Source organism: Salmonella sp. 32010601201800023SM (genome assembly GCF_017572235.1).
In the GTDB taxonomy this organism is placed as follows: domain Bacteria; phylum Pseudomonadota; class Gammaproteobacteria; order Enterobacterales; family Enterobacteriaceae; genus Salmonella; species Salmonella enterica.
Genome location: NZ_JAGEQS010000002.1, coordinates 354,835 through 380,775 on the forward strand (window position 1 = coordinate 354,835; position 25,941 = coordinate 380,775).

27 protein-coding genes and 1 tRNA gene are annotated in these 25,941 nt (G+C 51.4%); 21 read left to right on the plus strand and 7 right to left on the minus strand.

The annotated features are described in order from the left end of the window. Positions 1-18: 18 nt before the first annotated feature. The gene (gene bglA, locus J4617_RS09130; protein WP_017465472.1) at positions 19-1,452 is read right to left on the minus strand and encodes a 6-phospho-beta-glucosidase BglA; all 1,434 of its coding nucleotides are present in this window, start codon (positions 1,450-1,452) and stop codon (positions 19-21) included. 158 nt (positions 1,453-1,610) lie between these two features. Between bglA and yqfB the strand changes: the two genes are divergently transcribed. Continuing rightward, positions 1,611-1,922, plus strand: a complete 312-nt coding sequence (gene yqfB / locus J4617_RS09135; protein WP_001182976.1) for a N(4)-acetylcytidine aminohydrolase — start codon at positions 1,611-1,613, stop codon at positions 1,920-1,922. A 164-nt stretch (positions 1,923-2,086) separates the two neighbouring features. After that, on the plus strand, positions 2,087-2,746 hold the full coding sequence (locus tag J4617_RS09140) for a hemolysin III family protein (protein ID WP_000250289.1): 660 nt from the start codon (positions 2,087-2,089) through the stop codon (positions 2,744-2,746). 115 nt (positions 2,747-2,861) lie between these two features. Here the strand turns inward: J4617_RS09140 and ygfZ are convergent, their stop codons facing one another. Then, the gene (ygfZ, locus tag J4617_RS09145; RefSeq protein ID WP_000874178.1) at positions 2,862-3,842 is read right to left on the minus strand and encodes a tRNA-modifying protein YgfZ; all 981 of its coding nucleotides are present in this window, start codon (positions 3,840-3,842) and stop codon (positions 2,862-2,864) included. A 249-nt stretch (positions 3,843-4,091) separates the two neighbouring features. On the opposite strand from ygfZ, the gene sdhE reads away from it, so the two are divergent. Next, the gene (gene sdhE / locus J4617_RS09150; protein ID WP_000351186.1) at positions 4,092-4,358 is read left to right on the plus strand and encodes an FAD assembly factor SdhE; all 267 of its coding nucleotides are present in this window, start codon (positions 4,092-4,094) and stop codon (positions 4,356-4,358) included. Beyond that, positions 4,339-4,752, plus strand: a complete 414-nt coding sequence (locus tag J4617_RS09155; protein WP_000244756.1) for a protein YgfX — start codon at positions 4,339-4,341, stop codon at positions 4,750-4,752. Before sdhE ends, J4617_RS09155 begins: the two co-directional genes overlap by 20 nt. Positions 4,753-4,804: 52 nt before the next feature. Here J4617_RS09155 and fldB read toward each other — a convergent pair whose 3' ends face one another. Further along, positions 4,805-5,326, minus strand: coding sequence for a flavodoxin FldB (gene fldB, locus J4617_RS09160; RefSeq protein WP_001055885.1), 522 nt, complete (start codon positions 5,324-5,326; stop codon positions 4,805-4,807). 112 nt (positions 5,327-5,438) lie between these two features. Between fldB and xerD the strand changes: the two genes are divergently transcribed. The 5 genes from xerD (at position 5,439) to lysS (ending at position 11,541) form a co-directional block, all read left to right on the plus strand. After that, positions 5,439-6,335 (plus strand): site-specific tyrosine recombinase XerD, encoded by an 897-nt coding sequence (xerD, locus tag J4617_RS09165; protein WP_000434302.1) that lies wholly within the window; start codon positions 5,439-5,441, stop codon positions 6,333-6,335. Positions 6,336-6,358: 23 nt separating this feature from the next. Beyond that, positions 6,359-7,072 (plus strand): bifunctional protein-disulfide isomerase/oxidoreductase DsbC, encoded by a 714-nt coding sequence (gene dsbC / locus J4617_RS09170; RefSeq protein ID WP_000745614.1) that lies wholly within the window; start codon positions 6,359-6,361, stop codon positions 7,070-7,072. A gap of 5 nt (positions 7,073-7,077) precedes the next feature. Continuing rightward, positions 7,078-8,811: a single-stranded-DNA-specific exonuclease RecJ gene (recJ, locus tag J4617_RS09175; RefSeq protein ID WP_208290683.1), complete on the plus strand. Its 1,734-nt coding sequence runs from the start codon at positions 7,078-7,080 to the stop codon at positions 8,809-8,811. A gap of 104 nt (positions 8,812-8,915) precedes the next feature. Beyond that, a protein-coding gene (gene prfB / locus J4617_RS09180; protein WP_010989230.1) for a peptide chain release factor 2 occupies positions 8,916-10,014 on the plus strand; the annotation gives its coding sequence in 2 pieces (ribosomal slippage) (positions 8,916-8,990 and positions 8,992-10,014; 1,098 coding nt in all). A gap of 9 nt (positions 10,015-10,023) precedes the next feature. Then, positions 10,024-11,541, plus strand: a complete 1,518-nt coding sequence (gene lysS, locus J4617_RS09185; RefSeq protein ID WP_000003339.1) for a lysine--tRNA ligase — start codon at positions 10,024-10,026, stop codon at positions 11,539-11,541. A gap of 75 nt (positions 11,542-11,616) precedes the next feature. Here lysS and idi read toward each other — a convergent pair whose 3' ends face one another. Then, positions 11,617-12,162 (minus strand): isopentenyl-diphosphate Delta-isomerase, encoded by a 546-nt coding sequence (gene idi / locus J4617_RS09190; protein ID WP_000133986.1) that lies wholly within the window; start codon positions 12,160-12,162, stop codon positions 11,617-11,619. Positions 12,163-12,426: 264 nt separating this feature from the next. Here idi and actS point away from each other — a divergent pair, with 264 nt between their 5' ends. Together actS and J4617_RS09200 are read left to right on the plus strand one after the other, a co-directional pair. Continuing rightward, complete coding sequence (gene actS, locus J4617_RS09195) at positions 12,427-13,185, plus strand: amidase activator ActS (protein ID WP_000244328.1); 759 nt, start codon at positions 12,427-12,429, stop codon at positions 13,183-13,185. 79 nt (positions 13,186-13,264) lie between these two features. After that, positions 13,265-13,338 (plus strand) — tRNA-Gly (locus tag J4617_RS09200). Between the two features lie 131 nt (positions 13,339-13,469). Here the strand turns inward: J4617_RS09200 and J4617_RS09205 are convergent. After that, positions 13,470-14,276: a DUF1460 domain-containing protein gene (locus J4617_RS09205; protein ID WP_077907190.1), complete on the minus strand. Its 807-nt coding sequence runs from the start codon at positions 14,274-14,276 to the stop codon at positions 13,470-13,472. 274 nt (positions 14,277-14,550) lie between these two features. After that, on the minus strand, positions 14,551-14,802 hold the full coding sequence (locus J4617_RS09210; protein ID WP_001748683.1) for a hypothetical protein: 252 nt from the start codon (positions 14,800-14,802) through the stop codon (positions 14,551-14,553). A 208-nt stretch (positions 14,803-15,010) separates the two neighbouring features. On the opposite strand from J4617_RS09210, the gene vapB reads away from it, so the two are divergent. The 10 genes from vapB to J4617_RS09260 all read left to right on the plus strand — a co-directional run bounded on the left by vapB (position 15,011) and on the right by J4617_RS09260 (position 24,781). Continuing rightward, positions 15,011-15,238, plus strand: a complete 228-nt coding sequence (vapB, locus tag J4617_RS09215; RefSeq protein ID WP_000557545.1) for a toxin-antitoxin system antitoxin VapB — start codon at positions 15,011-15,013, stop codon at positions 15,236-15,238. Beyond that, the gene (gene vapC, locus J4617_RS09220) at positions 15,238-15,636 is read left to right on the plus strand and encodes a tRNA(fMet)-specific endonuclease VapC (protein ID WP_001748684.1); all 399 of its coding nucleotides are present in this window, start codon (positions 15,238-15,240) and stop codon (positions 15,634-15,636) included. The genes vapB and vapC overlap by 1 nt, the downstream gene beginning before the upstream one ends. 805 nt (positions 15,637-16,441) lie before the next feature. Then, on the plus strand, positions 16,442-16,978 hold the full coding sequence (locus tag J4617_RS09225; protein WP_017465475.1) for an STM3031 family outer membrane protein: 537 nt from the start codon (positions 16,442-16,444) through the stop codon (positions 16,976-16,978). A gap of 46 nt (positions 16,979-17,024) precedes the next feature. Beyond that, positions 17,025-17,657, plus strand: a complete 633-nt coding sequence (locus J4617_RS09230; protein ID WP_000835265.1) for a YfdX family protein — start codon at positions 17,025-17,027, stop codon at positions 17,655-17,657. Positions 17,658-18,375: 718 nt separating this feature from the next. After that, complete coding sequence (locus tag J4617_RS09235; RefSeq protein WP_001244643.1) at positions 18,376-18,963, plus strand: fimbrial protein; 588 nt, start codon at positions 18,376-18,378, stop codon at positions 18,961-18,963. Positions 18,964-19,082: 119 nt separating this feature from the next. Beyond that, positions 19,083-21,572, plus strand: coding sequence for a fimbrial outer membrane usher protein StdB (stdB, locus tag J4617_RS09240; protein ID WP_000705488.1), 2,490 nt, complete (start codon positions 19,083-19,085; stop codon positions 21,570-21,572). 40 nt (positions 21,573-21,612) lie between these two features. Then, a complete protein-coding gene (gene stdC, locus J4617_RS09245) occupies positions 21,613-22,356 on the plus strand; it encodes a fimbrial biogenesis chaperone StdC (protein WP_000798500.1) in 744 nt (247 codons plus the stop codon). Beyond that, a complete protein-coding gene (locus J4617_RS09250) occupies positions 22,353-23,423 on the plus strand; it encodes a fimbrial protein (protein WP_017465476.1) in 1,071 nt (356 codons plus the stop codon). The genes stdC and J4617_RS09250 overlap by 4 nt, the downstream gene beginning before the upstream one ends. Positions 23,424-23,529: 106 nt before the next feature. Beyond that, positions 23,530-24,036, plus strand: a complete 507-nt coding sequence (locus J4617_RS09255) for a CaiF/GrlA family transcriptional regulator (RefSeq protein WP_000093329.1) — start codon at positions 23,530-23,532, stop codon at positions 24,034-24,036. Further along, on the plus strand, positions 24,023-24,781 hold the full coding sequence (locus J4617_RS09260; RefSeq protein WP_000134795.1) for a transcriptional regulator: 759 nt from the start codon (positions 24,023-24,025) through the stop codon (positions 24,779-24,781). The genes J4617_RS09255 and J4617_RS09260 overlap by 14 nt, the downstream gene beginning before the upstream one ends. Positions 24,782-24,985: 204 nt before the next feature. Here the strand turns inward: J4617_RS09260 and J4617_RS09265 are convergent, their stop codons facing one another. Further along, complete coding sequence (locus J4617_RS09265) at positions 24,986-25,828, minus strand: nickel/cobalt efflux protein RcnA (protein ID WP_000503690.1); 843 nt, start codon at positions 25,826-25,828, stop codon at positions 24,986-24,988. Positions 25,829-25,941 lie beyond the last annotated feature (113 nt).

Here is a 25,941-nt window from a genome sequence, read left to right on the forward strand (position 1 = left end):
GCGGGTAACATGCAGGAGTTAAAGCTTCTCGCCGTTGCTGGCAATCACCTCTTTGTACCAGTTGAAGCTCTTCTTACGCGAACGCGACATATCGCCCGTACCGTCATCGTGCTTGTTCACGTAGATGAAGCCGTAGCGCTTGCTGTACTGACCGGTGGTGAACGACACGCAGTCGATGCAGCCCCACGGCGTGTAGCCCATCAGGTCGACACCATCGTAAGTCACCGCTTTTTTCATCTCTTCAATATGGGCGCGCAGGTAGTCAATGCGGTAGTCGTCGTTGATGCTGCCATCTTCTTCTACTTTGTCGTAAGCACCAAAACCGTTTTCGACAATAAACAGCGGCTTTTGATAGCGTTCGTACAGTTCACACAATGAATAACGCAGGCCCACCGGGTCAATCTGCCAGCCCCAGTCAGAGGCTTTAACATAGGGGTTCGGTACGCTGCCTTCAAAACCGGAAATCGCATCGCCGCTACCGCCTTCGGCTTTGACCGCGTTGGTCATGTAATAACTGAAACCAAGATAATCGCAGGTGCCTTCGCGCAGCACTTCAAGATCGCCATCTTCCATTTTGATGTTAAATCCGCGGCGCTCCCACTCGTTCAACACATAGGACGGGTAGTAGCCGCGCAGCTGTACATCGGTAAAGACGTAGCGTTCACGCATCGACTCCTGAGCAAACATCACATCTTCTGGTTTACAGGAGAAAGGATACAGCGCGACCATCGCCAGCATACAGCCAACTTTCATCTGTGGATTAATACGACGTGCCGCTTTTACCGCCAGCGCGCTGGCGACAAACTGATGATGTAAGACCTGATACATGGTTTCTTCTGGATTCTCATGCTCGGTATACACCACGCCGGAACAGCAGTAGCCAAACAGCGGCGCGCGCCAGTTTCGCTGGTTGTTAATTTCGTTGAAGGTCATCCAGTATTTGACCTTATGTTTGTAGCGTTCAAACACGACTTCAGCAAAGCGGACAAAGAAATCAACCACTTTACTATTGGTCCAGCCGCCGTAGTGCTGTACCAGATGTAATGGCATTTCAAAGTGAGAAAGGGTAATGACCGGTTCGATGTTGTATTTGAGTAACTCATCAAACATGTCGTCGTAGAATTTCAGACCGGCCTCGTTTGGCTGGGATTCGTCGCCATTCGGGAAGATACGCGTCCAGGCAATAGAGGTACGGAAGCATTTGAACCCCATTTCGGCGAAAAGACGGATGTCTTCTTTGTAATGTCCGTAAAAATCCACCGCCTCGTGGTTCGGATAGTATTTGCCAGCAACGACATTCTGGGTGATTTCGCGTGGCACGCCGTGTGCGCCGCCGGTTAGCACGTCGCAGATGCTGGGGCCTTTACCGTCTTTATTCCAGCCGCCTTCAACCTGGTGTGCAGCAACCGCGCCGCCCCATAAAAAATCTTTTGGCAAGGTGAGTTTTCTCATTGTTGCATAATCTCAATTTATTTAGTCTGTTATCATTCATTCTGCACCAAGTGGCATGTAAAGCGTACGCAAAATTCCAGGATGCTCGCGTGTCGGAGCAAGAACACATTCAGATCGTAACATCCACTTCAAGGGGCCATATTCAGGGGGATAACCACATGCAGCCAAACGACATTACTTTCTTTCAACGTTTCCAGAATGACATTCTGGCAGGGCGTAAAACCATCACTATTCGTGATGCCTCCGAGTCCCACTTTAAAGCAGGCGATGTGCTACGCGTGGGGCGGTTCGAAGATGATGGCTATTTTTGCACAATCGAAGTGACAGGAACGTCAACTGTGACGCTGGATACGCTGAACGAAAAACATGCGCAACAGGAAAATATGTCGCTTGATGAGCTGAAACGGGTCATTGCTGAAATCTATCCCAACCAGACGCAATTTTATGTGATTGATTTTAAATGCCTTTGATAAATATGAACGCGTGTTAGTTGAGTTTTTGTAATTAACTTATTGAATAATAAGCAAAATTTAATTTTGCGAATTTATTTTTAGCTAACATGTGTTCACTGGAACCATTCTCAGTTACGCTAGAGGCGCAGTTCATCGTTATGAACGTTTCTCCGGAGTAAGTTATGGTGCAAAAACCATTAATGACGCAGGGATATTCGCTGGCTGAGGAAATCGCCAACAGTATTAGCCACGGCATTGGATTGGTATTTGGTATTGTCGGCCTGGTGCTGTTGTTGGTTCAGGCGGTAGAGGCGAATGCGGGTATGACGGCTATCGCCAGCTACAGTTTATATGGCGGGAGCATGATCCTGCTTTTTCTTGCCTCAACGCTTTATCATGCCATTCCTCATCAGCGGGCAAAAATCTGGTTAAAGAAATTTGATCACTGCGCTATCTATCTGCTCATTGCCGGAACCTATACGCCATTTCTGCTGGTAGGTCTGGATTCGCCGCTGGCGCGCGGACTAATGATTGTGATCTGGAGCCTGGCGCTATTCGGTATCCTCTTCAAGTTGACGATTGCGCACCGATTTAAAGTGCTTTCACTGGTTACGTATCTGGCAATGGGCTGGCTGTCGCTGATAGTGGTTTATCAGTTGGCGATTAAGCTGGCGATAGGCGGCGTGACGCTGCTAGCGGTAGGTGGCGTCGTTTACTCGCTGGGCGTAATTTTCTATGTTTGCAAACGCATACCTTATAACCACGCCATCTGGCATGGCTTTGTGCTGGGCGGCAGCGTGTGCCACTTCCTGGCCATCTATTTGTATGTGGGACAGGCGTAATTCCCGGATGCCCGTGCCGGATGGCGGCGCTGTCGTACTTTATCCGGCCTACGAGAACAGCACGTGCGAGCCTGATGGCGTTGCGCTATCAGGCTATCCGGCTTTTAACGTGATATCACTCTTCCAGCGAGTAGGGCAGCGGGACGATATGCAGGGTGTTGGCATCGTCGCGAACGCGGAAGACGCTTTCGGCTTCTAAATCGTTATTCATGACGGCCTGAACCAGTAACTGACCATCGTCCAACTGCGTCGCCGCCAGAATAGCGCCGGTACGACGCCAGTTCTCGCCCATCTGTAGCTCCAGATCTTCTCCTGCTTCCGGTACCCGGCTGGCTTTGCCCGCCAGCAACCAAAGCGCGCGTTTATTGGCGCCGCGGAATTTTGCCCGTGCGACCATCTCCTGTCCGGTGTAGCAGCCTTTCTTGAAGCTGATACCGCCCAGCGCCTGTAGGTTAGTCGCCTGGGGGATAAATTGACCGCTGTTCGCCGCGTCAATCACCGGAATGCCTGCTTCAATATCCAATGCCAGCCACTGTTGGCTGTTATTCAGTTCGGCTTCGCCATGCAACTTCTCCGTTAACATGTTGGCCGTCGCGACATCGGTGACAAGCAGGAATCGTTCCGCAGGATGTTCAAACCATAGCAGCGTGGAGGCGCCGTCTCTGACCACCTGATTTTCGCTATTGGGCAGTACGCTAAAGACATTAGCCAGCGCCGCGCGGGCCTGAAAACCGGCCACGCCAAGCAATACGCGTTCGTCATCCGGCGCGATGACCACTTTGGAAAATACGGCGTACTTTTTCAGCTCCGTTAATTGTGCTTCACGCACGCTACGGCGTTCAATCCAGGCGAAACCGTCGCGCTCACGGAACAGGCGCAGAGTGCTCCACATCTTACCTTTAGCATCGCAGTGGGCGGCGAGAAGGTGTTGCTGCTCAGTCATCTGGCTTACGTCAGCGGTGACCTGGCCCTGAATATACTTTTCACTGTCTACGCCGGTAATGGTCGACAGCGCCCAGTCGTCAAGCGCGATCAGCGTCAGCGGCAGGCGGGCTGACGATGAAGGATGACGCGGTGGAAAGGAGATAAAAGCCATAAATAATGTCCTGGTTAGCTGCAACAATAATGGTTAATGGTAAAAGAGCCATCGGTCATTGCAAGTGCTTTAAATAGCCCATTGAGAGCGGATTGATCGTTTTGCGAGGCGGTATCCAAAATGGATGAACATATTGATTCCCAGCCTTTTATTTCGCGATCGCGTTCCAGATTACTGAGATTCCCGTAAAACAACGCCAAAAACACGTTACAATAGCCCGGTACTTCATTTTCGCGAGGCAGGAAGAACATGGATATTCACAATAAAGCACGTATTCACTGGGCATGTCGTCGCGGTATGCGCGAACTTGATATTTCCATCATGCCGTTTTTTGAACATGAGTACGATAGTTTAAGTGATGAAGAAAAGCGTATTTTTGTCCGTTTGTTGCAGAGTGATGACCCGGATTTATTTAACTGGTTAATGAATCACGGTAAACCGGCTGACGCTGAACTGGAACAGATGGTCCGACTCATTCAGACACGGAATCGGGAACGTGGTCCTGTGGCAATCTGATTTACGCGTCTCATGGCGCGCTCAGTGGATCTCATTGCTCATTCATGGGCTGGTTGCCGCGGTGATTTTATTGATGCCCTGGCCGCTGAGTTATACCCCGTTATGGATGATACTACTGTCGCTGGTCGTGTTTGACTGTGTACGTAGCCAGCGCAGGATTAATACCTGCCAGGGAGAGATCAAGCTACTCATGGACGGGCGCTTACGCTGGCAGGGGCAGGACTGGACGCTCTTGCGTCCGCCCTGGTTACTGAAGAGCGGGATGGTGTTGCGTTTACGCGCAGAGTCTGGACGTCATCAGCATTTATGGCTGGCGGCGGATAGCATGGAAGAAGCGGAATGGCGTGAGTTGCGTCGGATACTGTTACAGCAGCCGATATCAGGCCAACACTGACGGAACGGCATAAACGCGGTTCCGTCGAGAGGGAAATACAGCGAGTAAGGCTTCAGGCGTAGTGTTCGGCCATTTCGCCGAGAATTTGTTCACACCAGGTCTGTATACGCTCATCGCTGAGATCGTACTGGTTCGTTTCATCCAGCGCCAGGCCGACAAACAGTTGCCCATCCGCAATGACCGGTTTATTGCTGGTAAATTCGTAGCCTTCTGTGGGCCAGTAGCCGACAAATTTAACGCCTTTGAGGGCAAGTTTGTCATGCAACATACCCAGCGCATCCAGGAACCACTCACCGTAGCCGAGCTGGTCGCCCATACCGTAAAGCGCAACGATTTTGCCTTCCAGATTGAGATCGTCCAGTTGCTCCCAGACGGCTTCCCAGTCCTCCTGAATTTCGCCAAAATCCCAGGTGGGGATGCCTAAAATGAGCACGTCGTACTGCTCCATTAAGGCGGGGGCGTCATCCTTGAGGTTATGTAATGTCACCAGCTCCGGGCCGAGGATATCGCGAATTTTCTCTGCGGCCATCTCGGTGTAGCACGTGCTGGAACCGTAAAAAAGACCCATGTTCATTACGTTACATCTCGATTCTGCTATAGCGTTGCGGGTAGTGTAACAGAATCACTGCATTCACGGCACAATGAGGCATAATGCACCAAAAGTAAGCGTGAAGTAGGGAGCGCGAATGGAACAGGATTTAGCGCGTATTGAGCAGTTTCTGGATGCCCTGTGGCTGGAACGAAATCTGGCGGAAAATACATTAAGCGCGTATCGTCGCGATTTATCGATGGTCGTTGCGTGGTTGCATCATCGCGGAAAAACGCTTGCGACGGCGCAGGCTGATGATTTACAAACGCTATTGGCTGAACGGGTGGAGGGCGGATACAAAGCGACCAGTTCCGCACGCCTGTTAAGCGCTATGCGGCGCTTCTTCCAGCATCTGTACCGTGAAAAGTATCGTGAGGATGATCCGAGCGCGCAGTTGGCCTCGCCTAAGCTTCCGCAGCGTTTACCGAAAGACCTTAGCGAGGCGCAGGTTGAGCGGCTCTTGCAGGCGCCGCTTATTGATCAACCTTTGGAGTTGCGCGATAAAGCTATGTTGGAAGTGCTGTATGCCACCGGTTTGCGCGTGTCGGAACTGGTGGGGCTGACAATGAGCGATATCAGTCTGCGGCAGGGCGTGGTGCGGGTTATCGGTAAAGGCAATAAAGAGCGGTTGGTGCCGTTAGGCGAAGAGGCGGTATATTGGCTGGAAACGTATCTGGAGCATGGGCGTCCCTGGTTACTCAATGGCGTATCGATTGACGTATTATTCCCCAGCCAGCGTGCGCAGCAGATGACGCGGCAGACCTTCTGGCACCGTATTAAACATTATGCGGTACTGGCTGGAATCGATAGCGAAAAACTATCGCCGCATGTTTTACGTCACGCTTTCGCCACGCATTTGCTGAATCACGGCGCCGACTTGCGCGTTGTACAAATGCTACTTGGGCATAGCGATCTTTCGACGACACAAATTTATACGCATGTCGCAACGGAGCGTTTGCGTCAACTTCATCAACAGCACCATCCGCGGGCATGAGTGCTGACAGGAAAGGATAGTTTATGAAAAAGCGTTTTATGATGTTCACTTTACTGGCGGCGGCGTTTTCAGGCGTGGCCCATGCGGATGATGCGGCTATCCGTCAGTCGCTGGCTAAGTTGGGCGTTCAGAGTACGGAAATTCAGGCCTCGCCAGTGGCAGGGATGAAAACCGTCCTCACTCACAGCGGCGTACTGTACGTCACTGATGACGGCAAACATATTATTCAAGGGCCGATGTATGACGTGAGCGGCGCGCATCCGGTAAACGTGACGAACAAACTGCTGATGAGCCAGCTAAATGCGCTGGAAAAAGAGATGATCGTCTATAAAGCGCCGGATGAGAAACATGTCATTACTGTTTTTACCGATATCACCTGCGGCTATTGTCATAAGCTACATGAAGAGATGAAAGATTATAACGCGCTGGGGATCACGGTTCGTTATCTGGCCTTCCCGCGCCAGGGGCTGGAAAGCCAGGCGGAGCAGGATATGAAATCTATCTGGTGCGCCAAAGACAAAAACAAAGCGTTTGATGACGCCATGGCAGGTAAGGGCGTGAAACCGGCAAGCTGTGACGTGAACATTGCTGATCATTATGCGTTGGGCGTGCAGTTGGGCGTTAGCGGTACGCCAGCCATTGTATTGAGTAACGGCTATGTGGTGCCTGGCTATCAGGGACCGAAAGAGATGAAAGCGTTTCTTGATGAGCATCAAAAACAGACCAGTGGTAAATAATACGCGTGAAACAACAGAGACAACTTCGTCGGCGCGAGGCTGATGAGACGGCGGAACTCCCCGCCGATCTTCCTCCATTACTACGACGTTTATATGCCAGCCGGGGCGTTCGTAGCGCCCACGAACTGGAGCGCAGCGTGAAAGGAATGCTGCCCTGGCAACAGCTTAGCGGCATAGATAACGCGGTGGAGATCCTCTACAACGCCTTTCGCGAAGGTATCCGCATTATTGTTGTTGGCGATTTTGACGCCGACGGCGCGACCAGTACTGCGCTAAGCGTATTGGGAATGCGTGCGTTGGGATGTGACAACATCAGTTATCTGGTGCCTAATCGCTTTGAGGACGGCTACGGTTTAAGCCCGGAAGTGGTCGATCAGGCGAAGGCGCGCGGCGCGCAGCTTATCGTCACCGTAGACAACGGCATTTCATCCCACGCCGGCGTAGCGCATGCAAAGACGTTGGGGATTCCGGTGATCGTGACCGATCACCACCTGCCAGGCGACACGTTGCCGGATGCCGAAGCGATTATTAATCCCAATCTGCGCGACTGCGAATTCCCGTCTAAGTCGCTGGCGGGCGTCGGCGTGGCGTTTTACCTGATGCTGGCGTTGCGAACATTTTTGCGCGACAAAGGATGGTTCGACGAGCGCAACATCGCGCCGCCGAATCTGGCGGAGCTGCTGGATTTAGTGGCGTTGGGTACGGTAGCAGACGTTGTGCCGCTGGACGCTAACAACCGTATTCTGACCTGGCAAGGGCTAAGTCGTATTCGTGCCGGGAAATGCCGTCCGGGAATTAAAGCGTTGCTGGAGATATCGAATCGCGATCCGCAGCAGCTTGCCGCCAGTGATTTAGGCTTCGCGTTGGGGCCTCGCCTGAATGCCGCCGGCAGGCTGGATGATATGTCCGTTGGCGTGGCGTTACTGTTGTGCGACAACCTCGGCGAAGCGCGTGTTCTGGCCAGCGAGCTGGATGCGCTTAACCAGACGCGCAAAGAAATAGAGCAGGGGATGCAGGCGGAAGCGCTTATCCTGTGCGAAAAGCTTGAGCGCAGTAGTGAAACGCTTCCGGGCGGTCTGGCGATGTATCATCCTGAATGGCACCAGGGCGTGGTCGGAATTCTGGCGTCGCGCATTAAAGAGCGTTTTCACCGCCCGGTGATCGCCTTTGCGCCTGCGGGCGACGGCACGCTAAAAGGCTCAGGCCGATCGATTCAGGGGGTGCATATGCGCGATGCGCTGGAACGGCTGGATACGCTTTACCCTGATCTGATGATCAAGTTCGGCGGTCATGCGATGGCGGCGGGATTGTCGCTGGAAGAGCATAAATTCGAGCAGTTTCAGCAACGTTTTGGCGAGCTGGTGACGGAATGGCTCGATCCTGCCCTGTTGCAAGGCGAGGTGATCTCCGATGGTCCATTAAGCGCGGCGGAGATGTCTATGGAAGTGGCGCAACTGTTGCGGGATGCCGGACCGTGGGGGCAAATGTTCCCGGAACCGTTATTCGATGGTCGTTTCCGTCTGCTACAGCAGCGTCTGGTGGGCGAGCGTCACCTCAAGGTGATGGTGGAGCCTGTCGGCGGCGGCCCGCTGTTGGATGGCATCGCATTTAATATTGATACGACCTGTTGGCCGGATAACGGCGTGCGGGAGGTAGAACTGGCTTATAAACTGGACATTAACGAGTTTCGCGGCAACCGTAGTTTACAGATTATTATCGATGATATTTGGCCGCTATGATCGGGGCGATTTAACAACACTTTCGCTGTAATTAAGGGGCGAAATCCGCTAATATTTCGCCCTTATAACCGCATTTTGACAAGTCAAATAAAAGAAATCAGACCATGTTTGAAATTAACCCGGTGAATAACCGCATTCAGGACCTCACGGAACGCACCAACGTTCTTAGGGGGTATCTTTGACTACGATGCTAAGAAAGAGCGTCTGGAAGAAGTAAACGCCGAGCTGGAACAGCCGGATGTCTGGAACGAACCTGAGCGCGCGCAGGCGCTGGGAAAAGAGCGTTCATCGCTCGAAGCGATCGTCGATACGCTTGATCAAATGACTCAGGGGCTGGACGACGTTTCCGGGCTGCTGGAACTGGCGGTAGAAGCTGACGACGAAGAGACGTTTAACGAAGCCGTCGCGGAACTGAATACGCTGGAAGAGAAGCTGGCGCAGTTGGAATTCCGCCGGATGTTCTCCGGCGAGTACGATAGCGCCGATTGCTATCTCGATATTCAGGCCGGTTCCGGTGGTACTGAAGCACAGGACTGGGCCAGCATGTTGCTGCGTATGTATCTGCGTTGGGCGGAAGCGCGCGGCTTCAAGACGGAAGTCATTGAAGAGTCGGAAGGGGAAGTCGCCGGCATTAAGTCCGCGACTATCAAAATCTCCGGCGAATATGCCTATGGCTGGCTGCGCACTGAAACCGGCGTACATCGTCTGGTGCGTAAAAGCCCGTTCGACTCCGGCGGTCGCCGTCATACCTCGTTTAGCTCCGCGTTTGTGTATCCGGAAGTGGACGACGATATCGATATCGACATTAACCCGGCGGATTTGCGTATCGACGTCTATCGCGCGTCTGGCGCAGGCGGTCAGCACGTTAACCGTACGGAATCCGCCGTGCGTATCACCCATATTCCAACCGGAATCGTGACGCAGTGCCAGAACGACCGTTCGCAGCACAAAAACAAAGACCAGGCCATGAAGCAGATGAAAGCGAAGCTTTATGAACTGGAGATGCAGAAAAAGAACGCTGAAAAACAGGCGATGGAAGACACTAAGTCCGATATCGGCTGGGGAAGCCAGATTCGTTCCTATGTCCTGGACGATTCCCGCATTAAAGACCTGCGTACTGGGGTGGAAACCCGCAATACACAGGCGGTACTGGACGGTAGTCTGGATCAATTTATCGAAGCAAGTTTGAAAGCAGGGCTATGAGGAATCAACATGTCTGAACAAAACGCACAGGGCGCTGACGAGGTAGTCGATCTTAACAATGAAATGAAGGCACGTCGCGAGAAGCTGGCTGCACTGCGTGAGCAGGGTATCCCGTTCCCGAACGATTTCCGTCGTGACCGTACCTCAGACCAACTGCACGCAGAGTTTGACGCGAAAGAAGCTGAAGAACTGGAAGCGCTGAATATTGAAGTGTCCGTCGCGGGCCGTATGATGACTCGCCGTATTATGGGTAAAGCCTCTTTTGTTACCCTGCAAGACGTAGGCGGCCGTATTCAGCTGTATGTGGCGCGCGATGATCTGCCGGAAGGCGTTTACAACGAGCAGTTCAAGAAGTGGGATCTTGGCGATATCCTCGGCGCGAAAGGTAAGCTGTTCAAAACCAAAACCGGCGAGCTGTCTATCCACTGCACCGAACTGCGCCTGCTGACGAAAGCGCTGCGTCCGTTGCCGGATAAATTCCACGGCCTGCAGGACCAGGAAGCGCGCTATCGCCAGCGTTATCTGGATCTCATCTCTAACGATGAATCCCGTAACACCTTCAAAACCCGTTCGAAGATCCTGGCTGGTATTCGCCAGTTTATGGTTGCTCGCGGCTTTATGGAAGTCGAAACGCCGATGATGCAGGTGATCCCAGGCGGCGCGTCTGCCCGTCCGTTTATCACCCATCACAACGCGCTGGATCTGGACATGTACCTGCGTATCGCGCCGGAACTGTACCTCAAGCGTCTGGTGGTTGGCGGCTTCGAACGCGTATTCGAAATTAACCGTAACTTCCGTAACGAAGGCATCTCCGTGCGCCATAATCCTGAGTTCACCATGATGGAACTCTATATGGCGTATGCGGACTACAAAGACCTGATCGAGCTGACTGAGTCTCTGTTCCGTACGCTGGCGCAGGATGTTCTGGGCACCACCCAGGTTCCGTACGGTGATGAAGTGTTTGACTTCGGTAAGCCGTTCGAAAAACTGACCATGCGTGAAGCGATCAAGAAATATCGTCCGGAAACAGATATGGCTGATCTGGACAACTTCGATTCCGCGAAGGCGATTGCTGAAAGCATCGGCATTCACGTCGAGAAGAGCTGGGGTCTGGGCCGTATCGTCACCGAGATCTTTGACGAAGTCGCTGAAGCGCATCTGATTCAGCCGACCTTCATCACCGAATATCCGGCTGAAGTGTCTCCGCTGGCGCGTCGTAATGATGTGAACCCGGAAATCACTGACCGCTTCGAGTTCTTTATCGGCGGTCGTGAAATCGGCAATGGCTTTAGCGAGTTGAACGATGCGGAAGACCAGGCGCAGCGTTTCCTGGATCAGGTTAATGCAAAAGCGGCGGGCGACGACGAAGCCATGTTCTACGACGAAGACTACGTGACGGCGCTGGAACACGGTTTACCGCCGACAGCGGGTCTGGGAATTGGTATCGACCGTATGGTGATGCTGTTTACTAACAGCCACACGATTCGCGACGTTATTCTGTTCCCGGCGATGCGTCCGGTGAAATAAGATGTAAATTGCCGGATGGGGCATTAGCCGCCATCCGGCATCTCTTTGTTCAGGCGTAGCGCCATCAGGCAATCTTTAACGCTGGCAGTAATTGAGCAGTCGTTCACGCGCTTGTTCGTCTGACGCTTGCATGACCATCCACGGGCTAAATGCCCACGGCGTAGCGAGAAGGCTTTTCCATACGCTTTTAAATTCGCTCCACTGATAGTCCATCACCTCTTCGCTGTTAACCTGTAACACACTGGTTGCCCGCGCGGCAAATACCGGACAGACTTCATTTTCCACAATACCGTTTGGATCTGTCGCCCGATAGCTGAAGTGCGGATAGACGGGGGTGAGATCGGTAATTTCCACGCCGAGTTCGAACCGACAACGGCGGATGATCGCCTCTTCGGTGGTTTCGTCTTGTTGCGGATGACCGCAAACCGAATTCGTCCACACGCCTGGCCAGGCTTTCTTGCTCAGCGACCGTCGTGTTACCAGCAACTGACCATCTTCGTTAAATAGCCAGCAGGAGAAAGCCAGATGCAAAGGCGTATTAAGCGTATGAGCCGCATACTTTTCCAGTGTGCCGGAAGGCTTATCCTGCTCATCCAATAAAACGACATGTTCCTCAGTCATGAAAGCTCCTGAAAATTAAAATGACCCGGCAGCATGGCCAGGCCATATACTCAGACGATCAGCGTAGCGCATAACAGAAAGAAAGGCATTACCAAAACAGGCCCTGACAGAACGCAGACGAGCACCATTGTGCCGTGAGTCGATATTATGCTGGCATATCGGATATTCGCGGCATCATCATCCGCGCGGACCCTTTCCGGCGTCAATGGATTGGGCATACGGCATTTGGCTGCTATCATAAGGCGTCTGTCAATAGAGTGAGGAATGGTTTTGAGCGCAGGACGCCTGAACAAAAATAGCCTGGGTATTGCGGTGCTGTTATGCACAGGGCTGCTGCTGGCGGGGTGTTCCAGTAATTCCGGCTCAGGAACGTATTCCGGCTCCGTCTATACCGTTAAGCGCGGCGATACGTTGTATCGTATATCGCGCGCTACGGGAACCAGCGTGAAAGAACTGGCCCGACTGAATGGCATTTCTCCGCCTTATACTATTGAGGTGGGGCAGCGAATTAAAGTGCGCGGCAGCGCAAAGAGTAGCAGTTCAACACGCAAAACCAGCAATAAAACAGCAACAAAAACTGCTGCGGTCAGACCGTCATCTTCGGTGCCAAAATCCTCCTGGCCGCCGGTGGGGCAGCGTTGTTGGGTATGGCCTGCTAACGGTAAAGTGATTTTACCTTATTCCACCGCGGAGGGCGGAAATAAGGGGATCGATATTGCGGGCGCGCGCGGAACGCCTGTTTATGCGGCGGGAGCGGGTAAAGTTGTCTATGTCGGGAACCAGCTGCGCGGTTACGGCAATCTCATCATGATTAAGCACAATGAAGATTACATTACGGCTTACGCTCATAATGACACCATGCTGGTTAATAATGGACAAAGCGTTAAAGCGGGGCAAAAAATCGCTACGATGGGCAGCACGGATGCCGCATCCGTAAGACTACACTTCCAGATTCGCTACCGGGCGACGGCCATCGATCCGCTGCGTTATCTGCCGCCGCAGGGGAGTAAACCGAAGTGCTGACGGCGAATTAATCGCCAGTCAGCCAGTAAGTCTCTTGCCAACCAGAGCGTAAGGTTTATAATGCCTTACGCATCTCAAAGCGGGCGTAGTTCAATGGTAGAACGAGAGCTTCCCAAGCTCTATACGAGGGTTCGATTCCCTTCGCCCGCTCCAGACAAATATCTTCTAGTATTTACTAAATCCACGAATTTACAGCAATTTTCCGTGTCGGCCCCACAGTACACAGGGTTTCAATACCTATGTCGGACGGCTATTATCAGCTGGCGACTCCGGTAATGACTTTATCATTCAGCCCGCAGCACAACGATGCCCGGTCTGGAATGCATGTATTCCATAAACGGTGTGTCCACCACTTTTCTGTTTGCGGCCAATGAGGAGGCGTTCCTGAACCACACCTGTTCATCATGGCGAACTACGATACCCACATGTGAAACGTCCAGCCCGTCAAGCGGGGAGTAGACACCGATATAATCCCCGTTTTTTAGGTGGTTCATGACCTGCTGGTTGATGGCTCTTCCGGGAATGTAATTTATTTTACGAGGATGGATGCCCAGACCAGGAATGTACTCGCCGCCATCAGGTTTATGGTTAAGCTGCTTGTCAACAACGACATAATCAGGGCTGATATCCGGCGTTACATCCCGTGCATTACGCGGTGTTGCGGCGAACCAGTCAGAGAAGAAGTGCCGGCGGCTGAGATAAGCAACTTTGCCCGCGGCGTAGCGAGTCCTGGCAAGATTATGCAGAAACGATTTCTGATTATCGCTGCGGGCCAGGGCTTCAACGTAATCAGCCAGGGTAAAGCAGTCCACGCCGTTGAAATTCGCTACAAGGACTTCGGGGATGCCGGGCCCACCGATGAGCGTATCCGCCTGATAAGGTGTTCCGAGAAAAGCAGACGATACGCGGCTGATAACTTCTCCATGGTTTTCGCCTTTATAAGGAATGACATCCGACTGGATAATCCGGCTTATTTTTTCTGCCGTAACGCTGTCCATGCTGGTCTGATATTTTTCTGTGCCAGGGACGGCACAGGCCGTCAGATGCGCCGACATAAGCAAAATTGTCCATGCATTTACCTTCATTATCATCTCCGGAAAGGTTCAAATCCCTTTTTTACCTTTACCGGAAATGGTTGTGATGGATACAGAAAAACGCCAGAGGTTGATTACAGGTTGAGTAATATGAACGCTGATGATGATAAATGTGAAGATCATCATACGACTTTATTCGCCGTTGTTTTTTGCCTGATCGTCAAAGCCAACATGCCCCTTCAGGCTGGCTTATAAGTCAGAGTGTAGATTGCGACGTGTCCGATCAGCGATTCTGACGCGTCCACCTCGGTGTGGCGGTCGTCGCTGACGATCACTTTGACATGGAGAATTTTGTACTCACTGAATGTTCGAACCGGACCACCTCCCAAGAGGTGAAGGAATAGTCCATCAGACGGATTTCCTGTCGCGCGGTCTCAATTATCTTAAGAACAAGCTGGAGATCTGTACCTTCCGGATAAAATCCTGCCTCAATGATGGCTGCGTAAGTATGCGGTACTGGCGCACGCCGAGCCAGACCGAGCAAACCGGGCAGAAGCCATGGGCACATATGTTTTTTATGCATTGTTTGCATGGTATTTCCTTCATTGGATGTATTCAGAAATGCCGGAGTCGGGGAAACTCGCTTTCCCCGATTGCCGGGGTTGGACAAGGATGCCCTGCGGAGTGCGCGTCATGTGACTGGATTATTTTTTCCTGTATATCTCTTTGACATATACATCGCCTCTACTCATAATGGATATACGCGTTGTATATCCAGAAAGGAGGCAGTTATGCACACAACACTTTTTTTTAGTAACCGGACCCAGGCAGTCAGATTGCCTAAATCGATATCCTTTCCGGATGATGTGAAACATGTCGAAATCATTGCGGTTGGCAGAAGCAGAATCATTACTCCAGTCGGAGAATCCTGGGACAGCTGGTTCGATGGCGAAGGCGCCAGTACTGATTTTATGAGTACCAGAGAACAACCCGCAGTACAGGAACGGGAAGGATTCTGATGCTGAAATTCATGCTTGATACCAATACCTGTATTTTCACCATCAAAAATAAGCCCGAACACGTCAAAGAACGCTTCAACCTCAATACATCCCGAATGTGTATCAGCTCCATCACCTTAATGGAGCTGATTTACGGTGCTGAAAAAAGCCTGGCGCCGGAGCGTAATCTTGCCGTCGTGGAGGGATTTATCTCCCGCCTTGAGGTTCTGGATTACGATACACAGGCAGCGATACATACCGGTCAAATCCGTGCCGAACTGGCCCGCAAGGGAACACCTGTCGGGCCTTATGACCAGATGATTGCTGGCCATGCCCGTAGCCGCGGACTGGTCGTCGTCACAAACAATCTCCGCGAGTTTGAACGCATTCCGGGTATCCGAATCGAAGACTGGTGCTAATTTCTGCATCAGATGTTATCCCCGGATTCAAACTCTTTTCCGGATTTAGTGGCACAGTCAATTTGGTTACCTGCTTAATGGTGGTTTGCATCACATTTTTAGCTGGTGGTATTTTTTTATGTTGACTGGAGATATCTGCCAACAGCATAACTTTTACGGCCAGATAATAAATAAAAGAGTACCAAAATGTCGTATTCTGACATGTTTACGAAGGGAGTACCGCTCCCTTCTTTTTTTGTTTCCTGGATACTCACTGAACAATGCCGTTACTGCCCGATAACTGCCGCATCCCCCTCTCCATAGCCGTTTCCTGCAACTTAAATCACAGACGTTGATTTACCAGGCCGATAGGCCTTCTTTCCCGTTATATACCCTTCATACTTCAAGTGGCTTATGTGTTAGCTACGGATTACTCAGTCCATCCATGGGCCTCGCCCTGACGGGCCGTCGCATGCGACGTTCAAGTCTGCTCCCGGCAGATTTGTTGCTCTCCCCGGTCACAGCGTTATCTATGCTCCCGGGGACTCACTCCCTTGCCGCCTTTCAGCAACTCAAATTATTTTTGGTATATATCAGTGAACTTCTATTTTTGTCAGTTTTTATTTTCCAGTTTATTTATTATTAAATACTGTTTCTGGCCTGGATATATTTTCGTGAATAGCCTCCCGACAGCCGGAGATAAAGTTATTTGCTGGCGTAACAGTGCTCATAATTTAAAAGATTTATTTATAGTTTGTTATCACGGAAAGATTTTAACTTAATACATGCCAGTAAGGCATCAGGTAAAATAACCGGAGAGAAGAAGATGAACAAAATGCTATTAGCCGGAAGTACCGGTATTGTTCTGCTGTCTGCTGCAGCCAGTCCGGTATGGGCAGACGATAATGCCAGTACATTTTCACTTGGATACGCCCAGTCCCATACTAATCACGCCGGGACGTTGCGTGGGGTACGGCTGGCAAACAACTATGAAATGTCACCGGACTGGGGGATGACAACCTCATTTGCATGGCTAAATGGAAGCCAGCGCTATTCCGATGAAAGCAGTAATGGTCGTGTAACAACCCGTTATTACTCCCTGCTTGCAGGCCCCTCATGGAAAATAAATAACCAGTTAAGTCTGTATAGTCAAGTGGGCCCCGTATTATTGCATCAGCGTGATCACGGGATAAATGAGTCTGACAGTAAGGTCGGATATGGTTATTCTGCTGGCGTGGCTTATACCCCGGTCAGTAGTGTCGCTATAACTCTGGGTTATGAGGGAGCGGATTTTGATGCTACCCATAACAGCGGAAGCCTTAATAGCAATGGTTTTAATCTTGGCGTGGGTTACCGGTTCTGAATAGGATAATCCGATAAAAAATGTTACTTTGTGGAGATGATGGATTATGAAAAGCCATATTATGCCAGGCGTTGCGCTGATGGTTATCCTGTTTTCAGGAAATATTATGGCCGCAACAAACATGACTGATAACGTTACTCTGAATAATGACAAGATATCCGGACAGGCCTGGCAGGCCATGCGTGATATCGGAATGTCGCGATTCGAGTTGTTTAATGGTCGCACCCAAAAGGCGGAACAACTGGCTGCGCAAGCAGAAAAACTCCTGAACGATGACAGCACTGACTGGAATCTGTATGTCAAATCAGATAAAAAAGCCCCAGTTGAAGGAGACCACTATATTCGGATAAATTCATCGATTACGGTAGCAGAAGATTATCTCCCTGCGGGCCAGAAAAATGATGCTATTAATAAAGCAAACCAGAAAATGAAAGAAGGAGATAAAAAAGGGACTATAGAGGCCCTGAAACTAGCAGGCGTCAGTGTTATTGAAAATCAGGAACTCATTCCTCTTCAGCAAACCCGTAAGGATGTGACCACAGCGCTTTCCTTGATGAACGAAGGAAAATACTATCAGGCAGGTCTATTACTGAAATCAGCTCAGGATGGCATAGTTGTAGACTCTCAGTCAGTTCAGGAATCACCCACGCACTCCGTGCAGCACGACGCCGCGCATTAATATCCCCCAGCCTGCTGTATACATTACAGCAGGCAGCATTATGTCTGACAGCTATTACCAGTTTGTTCTTTGCTGTCGGCATTGTTTTTAAATTTCATCCGCGAAGTTCAGAAATGTCAGGGTACCTGCATTTATATCTATTGTGATGCCCATCACAAATACAGAAGAATATCATTTCATTTATTATTTTTTATTCCTTCCACTTATGATGGTTCATAATGATTTATTAAGTTAATGTTTTGGAATTAAATGCCTTTTACTTGCGTTATATCTAGTTTTTTATGCTACCAGTAATTTCATTGTTATATATGATTAGTATTATGTTTTGTAAATATCCAGTGTAATGGAAAAGCAAAACATACATTCCCGATAACATATTACAAAATATTTCATGTCCGCTGCGAATATCTGTCTGTTAGGTATTCACCCGCTTATAATTACATTAAAAAGTATTTCTTTGATGATTATTCTTAAATTACGATCATAATCATCGATCGTATCGATCTATTTTTATTGTTTTAATTTGAATAAGAATTTTCTTACAACTGATTAGGCATTAGCTGAAATCAATATTTTTCGATGGAAAGTTCAGGTGCTTCGTTTAACACCAGGCGTTTATTATTCATACGAATCTTTTCTGAACGCTTTCATTAATACCCTCAGAGTTGTTTTCAGCCTTTGCAAAATAATTCTCATTCACCCAAAGGACATATTATCTATGCGTAATAAAATAATACTTGCCATGGCGGCTGCCGGTATGATGTATGGCGCTTCTGTATATGCAGTCGATCCACCCACAGCAGGCCCGTTCGGCTCAGGTAAAATTCTTTTCACTGGTACCATCACCAACTCACCCTGTGATATCGCACCGGGCGACGATGCGATCACCGTTCCGTTTGGACAGATTTCTTACCGTAAACTGAATACCGCCGACGCAACTACGGAATCAAAACCGTTCACCATTCATCTGCAGAACTGCGCCTTCGATCCGAATGATGCAGGTTCAAATCCTGCTGGCTCCGCAGGGAAAATGTCTAAAGTAACCGTCTCTTTCAGTGGCACAGCTGATACCTCAGGTAAAGCTTACGTCAGCACCGGCAGTGCCCAGCATGTTGGTGTGCAGCTTCTGAAAAGTGACAATACCTCACTGATTACACCTAATACCCCGATGCCGGATGGCGAAGCTCAGCAACTGCAAGCCGGGAATAACGAACTCAACTTCTTTGCCCGCCTGATAGCCCTGACAGGTGCCGCAACTCCTGGCGATGTTAACGCATCCGTCACCTACACCCTGAAATACCTGTGATTTCACGCGGTAAATAACGACAGGGAGAAGCCGTCCACGGAGGGGATCGGACGGCTTTTATATCTGACTGTGCCTGCGGGCTGTCTGTTACACGGACGACAACACGAAAGCGCCATGCCATGAAAATTACCCGGCTTGCCATTCTGATTACCCTGACATTTTCCGTCCTGAAGTCGCAGGCCACGGAGTTCAATGCCAGCCTGCTGGACAGCGGGAACCTGTCTAACGTGGACCTCACGGCCTTCAGCCGCGAGGGGTATGTGGCGCCCGGTAACTATATTCTCGATATCTGGCTCAATGACCAGCCGGTACGGGAACAGTATCCGGTCAGGGTTGTACCGGTTGCCGGACTCGACGCGGCCGTCATCTGTGTGACAACAGACATGGTGGCCATGCTGGGTCTTAAGGATAAGATTATTCATGGCCTGAAACCCGTTACCGGTATCCCGGACGGGCAATGCCTTGAGCTGCGCTCCGCTGACAGTCAGGTACGGTACAGCGCTGAAAATCAGCGTCTGACCTTCATTATTCCCCAGGCCTGGATGCGTTATCAGGACCCGGACTGGGTGCCCCCTTCACGCTGGAGCGACGGCGTCACCGCCGGCCTGCTTGATTACAGCCTGATGGTCAACCGCTATATGCCGCAGCAGGGGGAAACCTCTACCAGCTACAGCCTCTACGGCACCGCCGGGTTTAATCTCGGCGCCTGGCGATTGCGGAGCGATTACCAGTACAGCCGTTTTGACAGTGGGCAGGGCGCATCACAGTCCGATTTTTATCTGCCGCAGACGTATCTGTTCCGTGCCTTGCCAGCACTGCGCTCAAAACTGACGCTCGGACAGACGTACCTCAGCTCCGCTATTTTTGACTCCTTCCGCTTTGCCGGGCTCACTTTGGCCAGCGATGAGCGCATGCTGCCGCCCTCTCTTCAGGGGTATGCCCCGAAAATTAGCGGCATTGCGAACAGTAATGCACAGGTCACCGTCAGCCAGAATGGTCGCATTCTGTACCAGACCCGGGTGTCGCCGGGGCCTTTTGAGCTTCCCGACCTGAGCCAGAATATCAGCGGCAACCTGGATGTCAGCGTCCGGGAAAGCGACGGCAGCGTCCGGACCTGGCAGGTCAACACGGCCAGCGTTCCCTTTATGGCACGCCAGGGGCAGGTTCGCTATAAGGTGGCCGCCGGACGTCCGCTGTACGGAGGTACGCATAACAACAGCACGGTCAGCCCTGACTTTCTGCTCGGGGAGGCCACCTGGGGAGCATTTAACAACACGTCGCTGTATGGCGGCCTCATTGCCTCCACCGGCGACTACCGGTCCGCTGCGCTCGGGATCGGCCAGAATATGGGGCTGCTGGGCGCTCTGTCTGCGGACGTCACCCGTTCAGATGCGCGGCTGCCGCACGGGCAGAAGCAGTCCGGTTACAGCTACCGTATCAACTATGCCAAAACGTTTGATAAAACCGGCAGTACCCTGGCGTTCGTCGGATACCGCTTCTCGGACCGCCATTTTCTGTCCATGCCGGAGTACCTGCAGCGTCGGGCCACTGACGGCGGCGATGCATGGCATGAAAAACAGAGCTACACCGTGACTTATAGCCAGTCCGTTCCGGTACTCAACATGAGCGCGGCCCTCTCGGTAAGCCGGCTCAATTACTGGAACGCACAGTCCAACAATAACTACATGCTCAGCCTCAACAAGGTGTTCAGTCTCGGCGACCTTCAGGGACTCTCGGCCTCGGTGTCGTTTGCCCGTAACCAGTACACCGGCGGGGGTAGCCAGAACCAGGTCTACGCCACCATCAGTATCCCGTGGGGAGACAGCCGCCAGGTGAGTTACAGCGTACAGAAAGATAACCGGGGCGGCCTGCAGCAGACCGTGAATTACAGCGATTTCCATAACCCGGACACTACATGGAACATCAGCGCCGGTCATAACCGTTATGACACCGGCAGCAACAGCAGCTTCAGCGGCAGCGTGCAGAGCCGTCTGCCGTGGGGCCAGGCGGCAGCGGACGCCACCCTGCAGCCCGGACAGTACCGCAGCCTGGGCCTGAGCTGGTACGGCTCGGTGACTGCCACCGCCCACGGTGCCGCTTTCAGCCAGTCGATGGCCGGGAATGAGCCCCGCATGATGATAGATACCGGAGACGTGGCCGGTGTGCCGGTGAACGGCAACAGCGGGGTGACCAACCGCTTCGGGGTGGGCGTGGTGAGCGCCGGCAGCAGCTATCGCCGCAGCGATATTTCGGTTGATGTGGCCGCCCTGCCGGAGGACGTGGACGTCAGCAGCTCCGTCATCAGTCAGGTACTGACGGAGGGCGCGGTGGGCTACCGGAAGATTGACGCCAGCCAGGGGGAGCAGGTGCTCGGTCATATCCGGCTGGCTGATGGCGCAAGTCCGCCGTTTGGCGCCCTGGTGGTGTCCGGGAAAACCGGCAGAACCGCGGGGATGGTCGGAGATGGCGGTCTGGCCTACCTGACAGGTCTCAGCGGGGAAGACCGCCGGACCCTGAATGTGTCCTGGGATGGCCGGGTGCAGTGCAGACTCACCCTGCCGGAAACGGTGACACTCAGCCGGGGGCCGCTGTTACTGCCCTGCAGATAAAAATATCCCTGTAACAGAGCAGGTCTAAAGGAGAAAACAGGTGAAAAACAGCAGAAGAAGCCGTGTGATTTTACTCGCACTGGCGGCAGCATGGAGCCAGTACAGCCCGGCGGCCGTCAATGTTGACCGGACCCGTATTATCATGGATGCGCCGCAGAAAACGGTGGCCATCACGCTGAATAACGATGACAAAACCACGCCGTTCCTGGCGCAGTCCTGGGTGACGGACGCTGACGGGGTGAGAACCGATGCGCTGATGGCGCTGCCGCCGCTGCAGCGTATTGATGCCGGACAGAAATCCCAGGTCCGTATCACCCAGGTTCGTGGGCTGACAGATAAGCTCCCTCAGGACAGGGAAACGCTGTTCTGGTTTAACGTGCGGGGCGTTCCCCCGAAGCCGGAAGACGACAACGTCCTGCAGCTGGCCATGCAGAGCCAGCTGAAACTGTTTTACCGTCCGAAAGCCATTATCAGAAGCAGCAATGACCAGCCGGAAAGAAAGCTGACCGCTGAGCGGAATGCGGGACACCTGACCCTCAGAAACCCGACGCCGTACTACATCACTGTGGCGTGGCTGGGAGCAGACCGTAGCCACAGGCTCAGCGGTTTCCGCGAGGGCGTGATGGTGCCGCCCCTGGGGAACCTGCCTTTAAAGGCTGTTCTGCCGGCAGAAACCCGGACGCTGTGGGTGGGGTATATTGATGATTACGGGGGACTGCAGATGAATCGCTACACCTGCGATGCCCTGAACTGTGCGTTTAAGGACGCAGGGGCGACATCATGACAGGAAGATTATTCAATATGAAATCACTGATACTGTCAGGTGTATTTTTTTTCTTTGCTGTCTGTGATTCTGCGCAGGCAGCTATCGAATGGTCATATTGTAATGCCACTGGGAGTGTTAACATCCAGAATATTAATATTAAAGCAGGGCAATATGGCACAGGTGATGAACTACAGACAATTAAAGACATTCCCTTCAGTTATACCTGCATAACTGCAATTAATACTTATTCAGAACCTTATAATGCCACTATCAGTCTTAAGAATGTGCAACCAATGGTGGAAGCCCTGAAAAAGAGCGGTCTTGGTATGGAGTTGTTTATTCAGGAGGGTAGTCGAGATCCTGTTAAATTTTCATGGCGGGAGATACAGGCAGGTTTTGCCGGCTGGTCCAGCTCAAAGATATTTGGTCAAGAGTTGGAACAGAATAAAACATATAATCTGAGTGGAAAACTTACTGTACGTATTTATGTTGAACAAAGTTTTAAATATGGTTTTTTGAACATAAACGTTCCGGCAAGTACATTTGATATTCTTCCCTATAAACCATCAACCGTACCGTCACCAACTAAACCGTATACACCTTTGTCGGTTTCTGCCTTTAATATCAGGATGATTCCTGACAACTCAGGCAAGGTTATTATTTCTCCTTCTGCTACCATCAAAATGGGGCATTTTTATACGGAATATAAGGAAACCATGGTGCCCAGGGAAGTACCTTTCACCGTTACAGCACAACAGAATGTCGGAACGCAGATCCCGTTCGACGCCCCGCTGGCTATAGAGTTCAGGACCAACGGTCTGACACTGGCAGATGCTGACAGCGCCGTGCTTCTTAAGAATGATAAACAAGAATACAATGGTTTCAGACTGTCGGTAATTGATGTGGATAATAACACACCAGTTAAATTTAATATGAAAACAGATATGGGATCTATCCATCTTGATAACGGTGCCGGTGGCAAAATTATAAAACAGTATAAAGCAAAGGTCGAAGCTATACCCGGTGCGGTAATTAAAACAGGTGCTTTTTCAGCCGCAATGACAGTGATTGTTACTTACAATTAGCAGAATTAAATACCATTTCCTGATAGTTAATTAAAAATAGATATAAATTTATCTTTATGATTATTTTTTCTTCTCGGTCTTTTTCACTAAAAAACGGAGAGTCTGCATGTCTTCTGATAAATCAAAAGAGAAGATAGTTTTTTCAGGTAACGATATTCATTATCCCGGACAGACCAACCATGATGCCTGTTTTATTCCGGAAAGCGTCCGCCAGTATGCCGACGAGCCCCTGTATATCATTGTGGCACACTGGTGCCTGTTGCAGCAGAACTGGGTTCAGCGTAACCAGATAGCAGAGGCGTTTCACATCACGGCCAGACGGGCCAGCTACCTGATTGCCTATCTGCGAAGCAAAACATCGCGGGTGGTCAGCATCTGCCGTCACCAGACCCTGCCTAATAAAGCACGACGCTATGAGATTTATGTTATCCGGGTTCTTGACAGTCCCACCCCGTCCACGCGCCGTGAAAAAGCCGGACCGCCGCTGGTATCAAAACGCCGGGTCGGTAATGGTGACAGGTCGATGGCAAATGAACTGTGGAACCGGCTGTGCAGTAACAGAAATGCGGGAAAGATCCTGAAAAAGAAGGAGGATGAGGATGACGGAACATAACCGGATGCCGGCCCGGCAGATTATCGTTTACGGTGACTGCTGGCCGGTGACGATCGCCGTGGCACACCTGGTCCGAAGATTTCTGCCGGGCTGCAACTGTGAAACCGCATACAGGCTGCCTGTTCTGTTGCAGCAATTACGTCGGAAACCGGAGGCCATACTGATACTGTGTCTGCGTCCCCGTGAACATCTCTTTTTGTTCTATTCCCTGAGACAGATACTGCCGGACTACCCGGTTATGATTATCAGCGATGAGCTGTTTTTCAGCGACCGGGTGGTACTGAAGGTATACGGCGGCATCCCGGCGCTGCTGGAGCAGGAACTGGCGGAGATACTTATTCGGTGGCGGCGGGATGAACAGTGGGCCGGGGGCGCACGCCTGCGCAGGACAGGAGGGCTGGACGCCTTTTTGTTATCTCCGGATCCGGTGACGGGCTTTCTGGAAGTGCCACCGATATTTAACAATCCGAAGCGGTTGATGAACTATATGGATCAGTTGATGCACCGGGAGATACTGGCATGTGGAGTGAGCCTGGCCCAGTTACGCTTGCTTCAGGAAGTTTACCGTGGACGAGGAAGGTTGTCAGCGTTGTGTGGAAGGCTGAATACACAGGAGAAGCAAATCTGGCAGGACAAATACCGGTTACTGGTGAAGCTGGGAATGCGGAACCGATTACGGGAACTGCTGTTTGGTACCCGGTTTTGTAAATCACTGCAGCGAACTCCGTTTATCGCGCCGCAATAACCCGCCTCCGGCGACCCTATCCAGAAACACTGACACGCCGGCTACACCCGGTGGCGGTGGGGTATGTTTTGCCTGTAGTGGAGTAAAATACAGAATTCAGGCGGGACGCTGAATGTATGGCCTTTCATACCGTTTGATAAGTAAAAACGCTTCTGGAATGAAACCCGACGTGAATGATACGGCCTGAGCAGAAGCGTTACATATTTACTGCATGATCCCGGTATAGCCATGAATTCCCATATACACGCCGACCAGACCAATCAGAATGCTCGAAAAATAGGGCGCCCGCCGGGCAAGCGTCGAAAAACCACTCCAGCGCTTTGCTGCCTGTTGAACGCTTATCGCCGCGCCAACGCCTACCGTCACCAGCGTTAATGCCAGGCCAAGACTAAAGCTCAGCACCATCGTGGCGCCCAGTGTAAACGCTTTAAGCTGGATACAAATCAGTAAAACGGTGATCGCAGCCGGACAGGGGATAAGCCCTCCGGTCAGGCCGAACAGCAGGATCTGTCCATTAGTCACTGTTTGACCATCAAAACGGCGTTGAATATCGGCAGCATGGGCGCGTTCATGGGCATCCTGATACGCTTTTGACGTTGCACCTTCCGGATGTATGTGACCATGATGGTCGTGGTCGTGGTCGTGGTCGTGGTCGTGGTCGTGGTCGTGGTCGTGGTCGTGATGGTGGTTTCCCGCCAGCCACTGCTGCTCGCCTCGCCATGTCCGCCAGAACATCCAGCACGCGGTGCTCAGAATAATAATCGCAGAAATTAACTGCAGCCATGGTTCCACTGATTGTGCGGTGAATGCCCGGCTAAGATACATCCCACCCAGCGCGATTAACCAGACGATCGCGGTATGAGAAAGCGTTGCTGCCAGACCGAGCATGACGGCCTGTTTAACCGTACCTTTAATGGCAATGATAAAAGCCGCCATCATGGTTTTGGAGTGCCCTGGTTCAAGCCCGTGCAAAATACCTAATAAAATGGCGCTGGGAATGAAGAACCAGCCGTTTCCTTGCTGAAGAAGTGTCGAAAATTCACCCATGAGAATGATTCTTAGTTGTTTTATGTGGGCGTCATTCTACTCCCCCCCAGTATGGAATACTACCCCCCAGTAGCATCGTAATGCTATAATTTGTATTCGTTAATGTTAGTGAG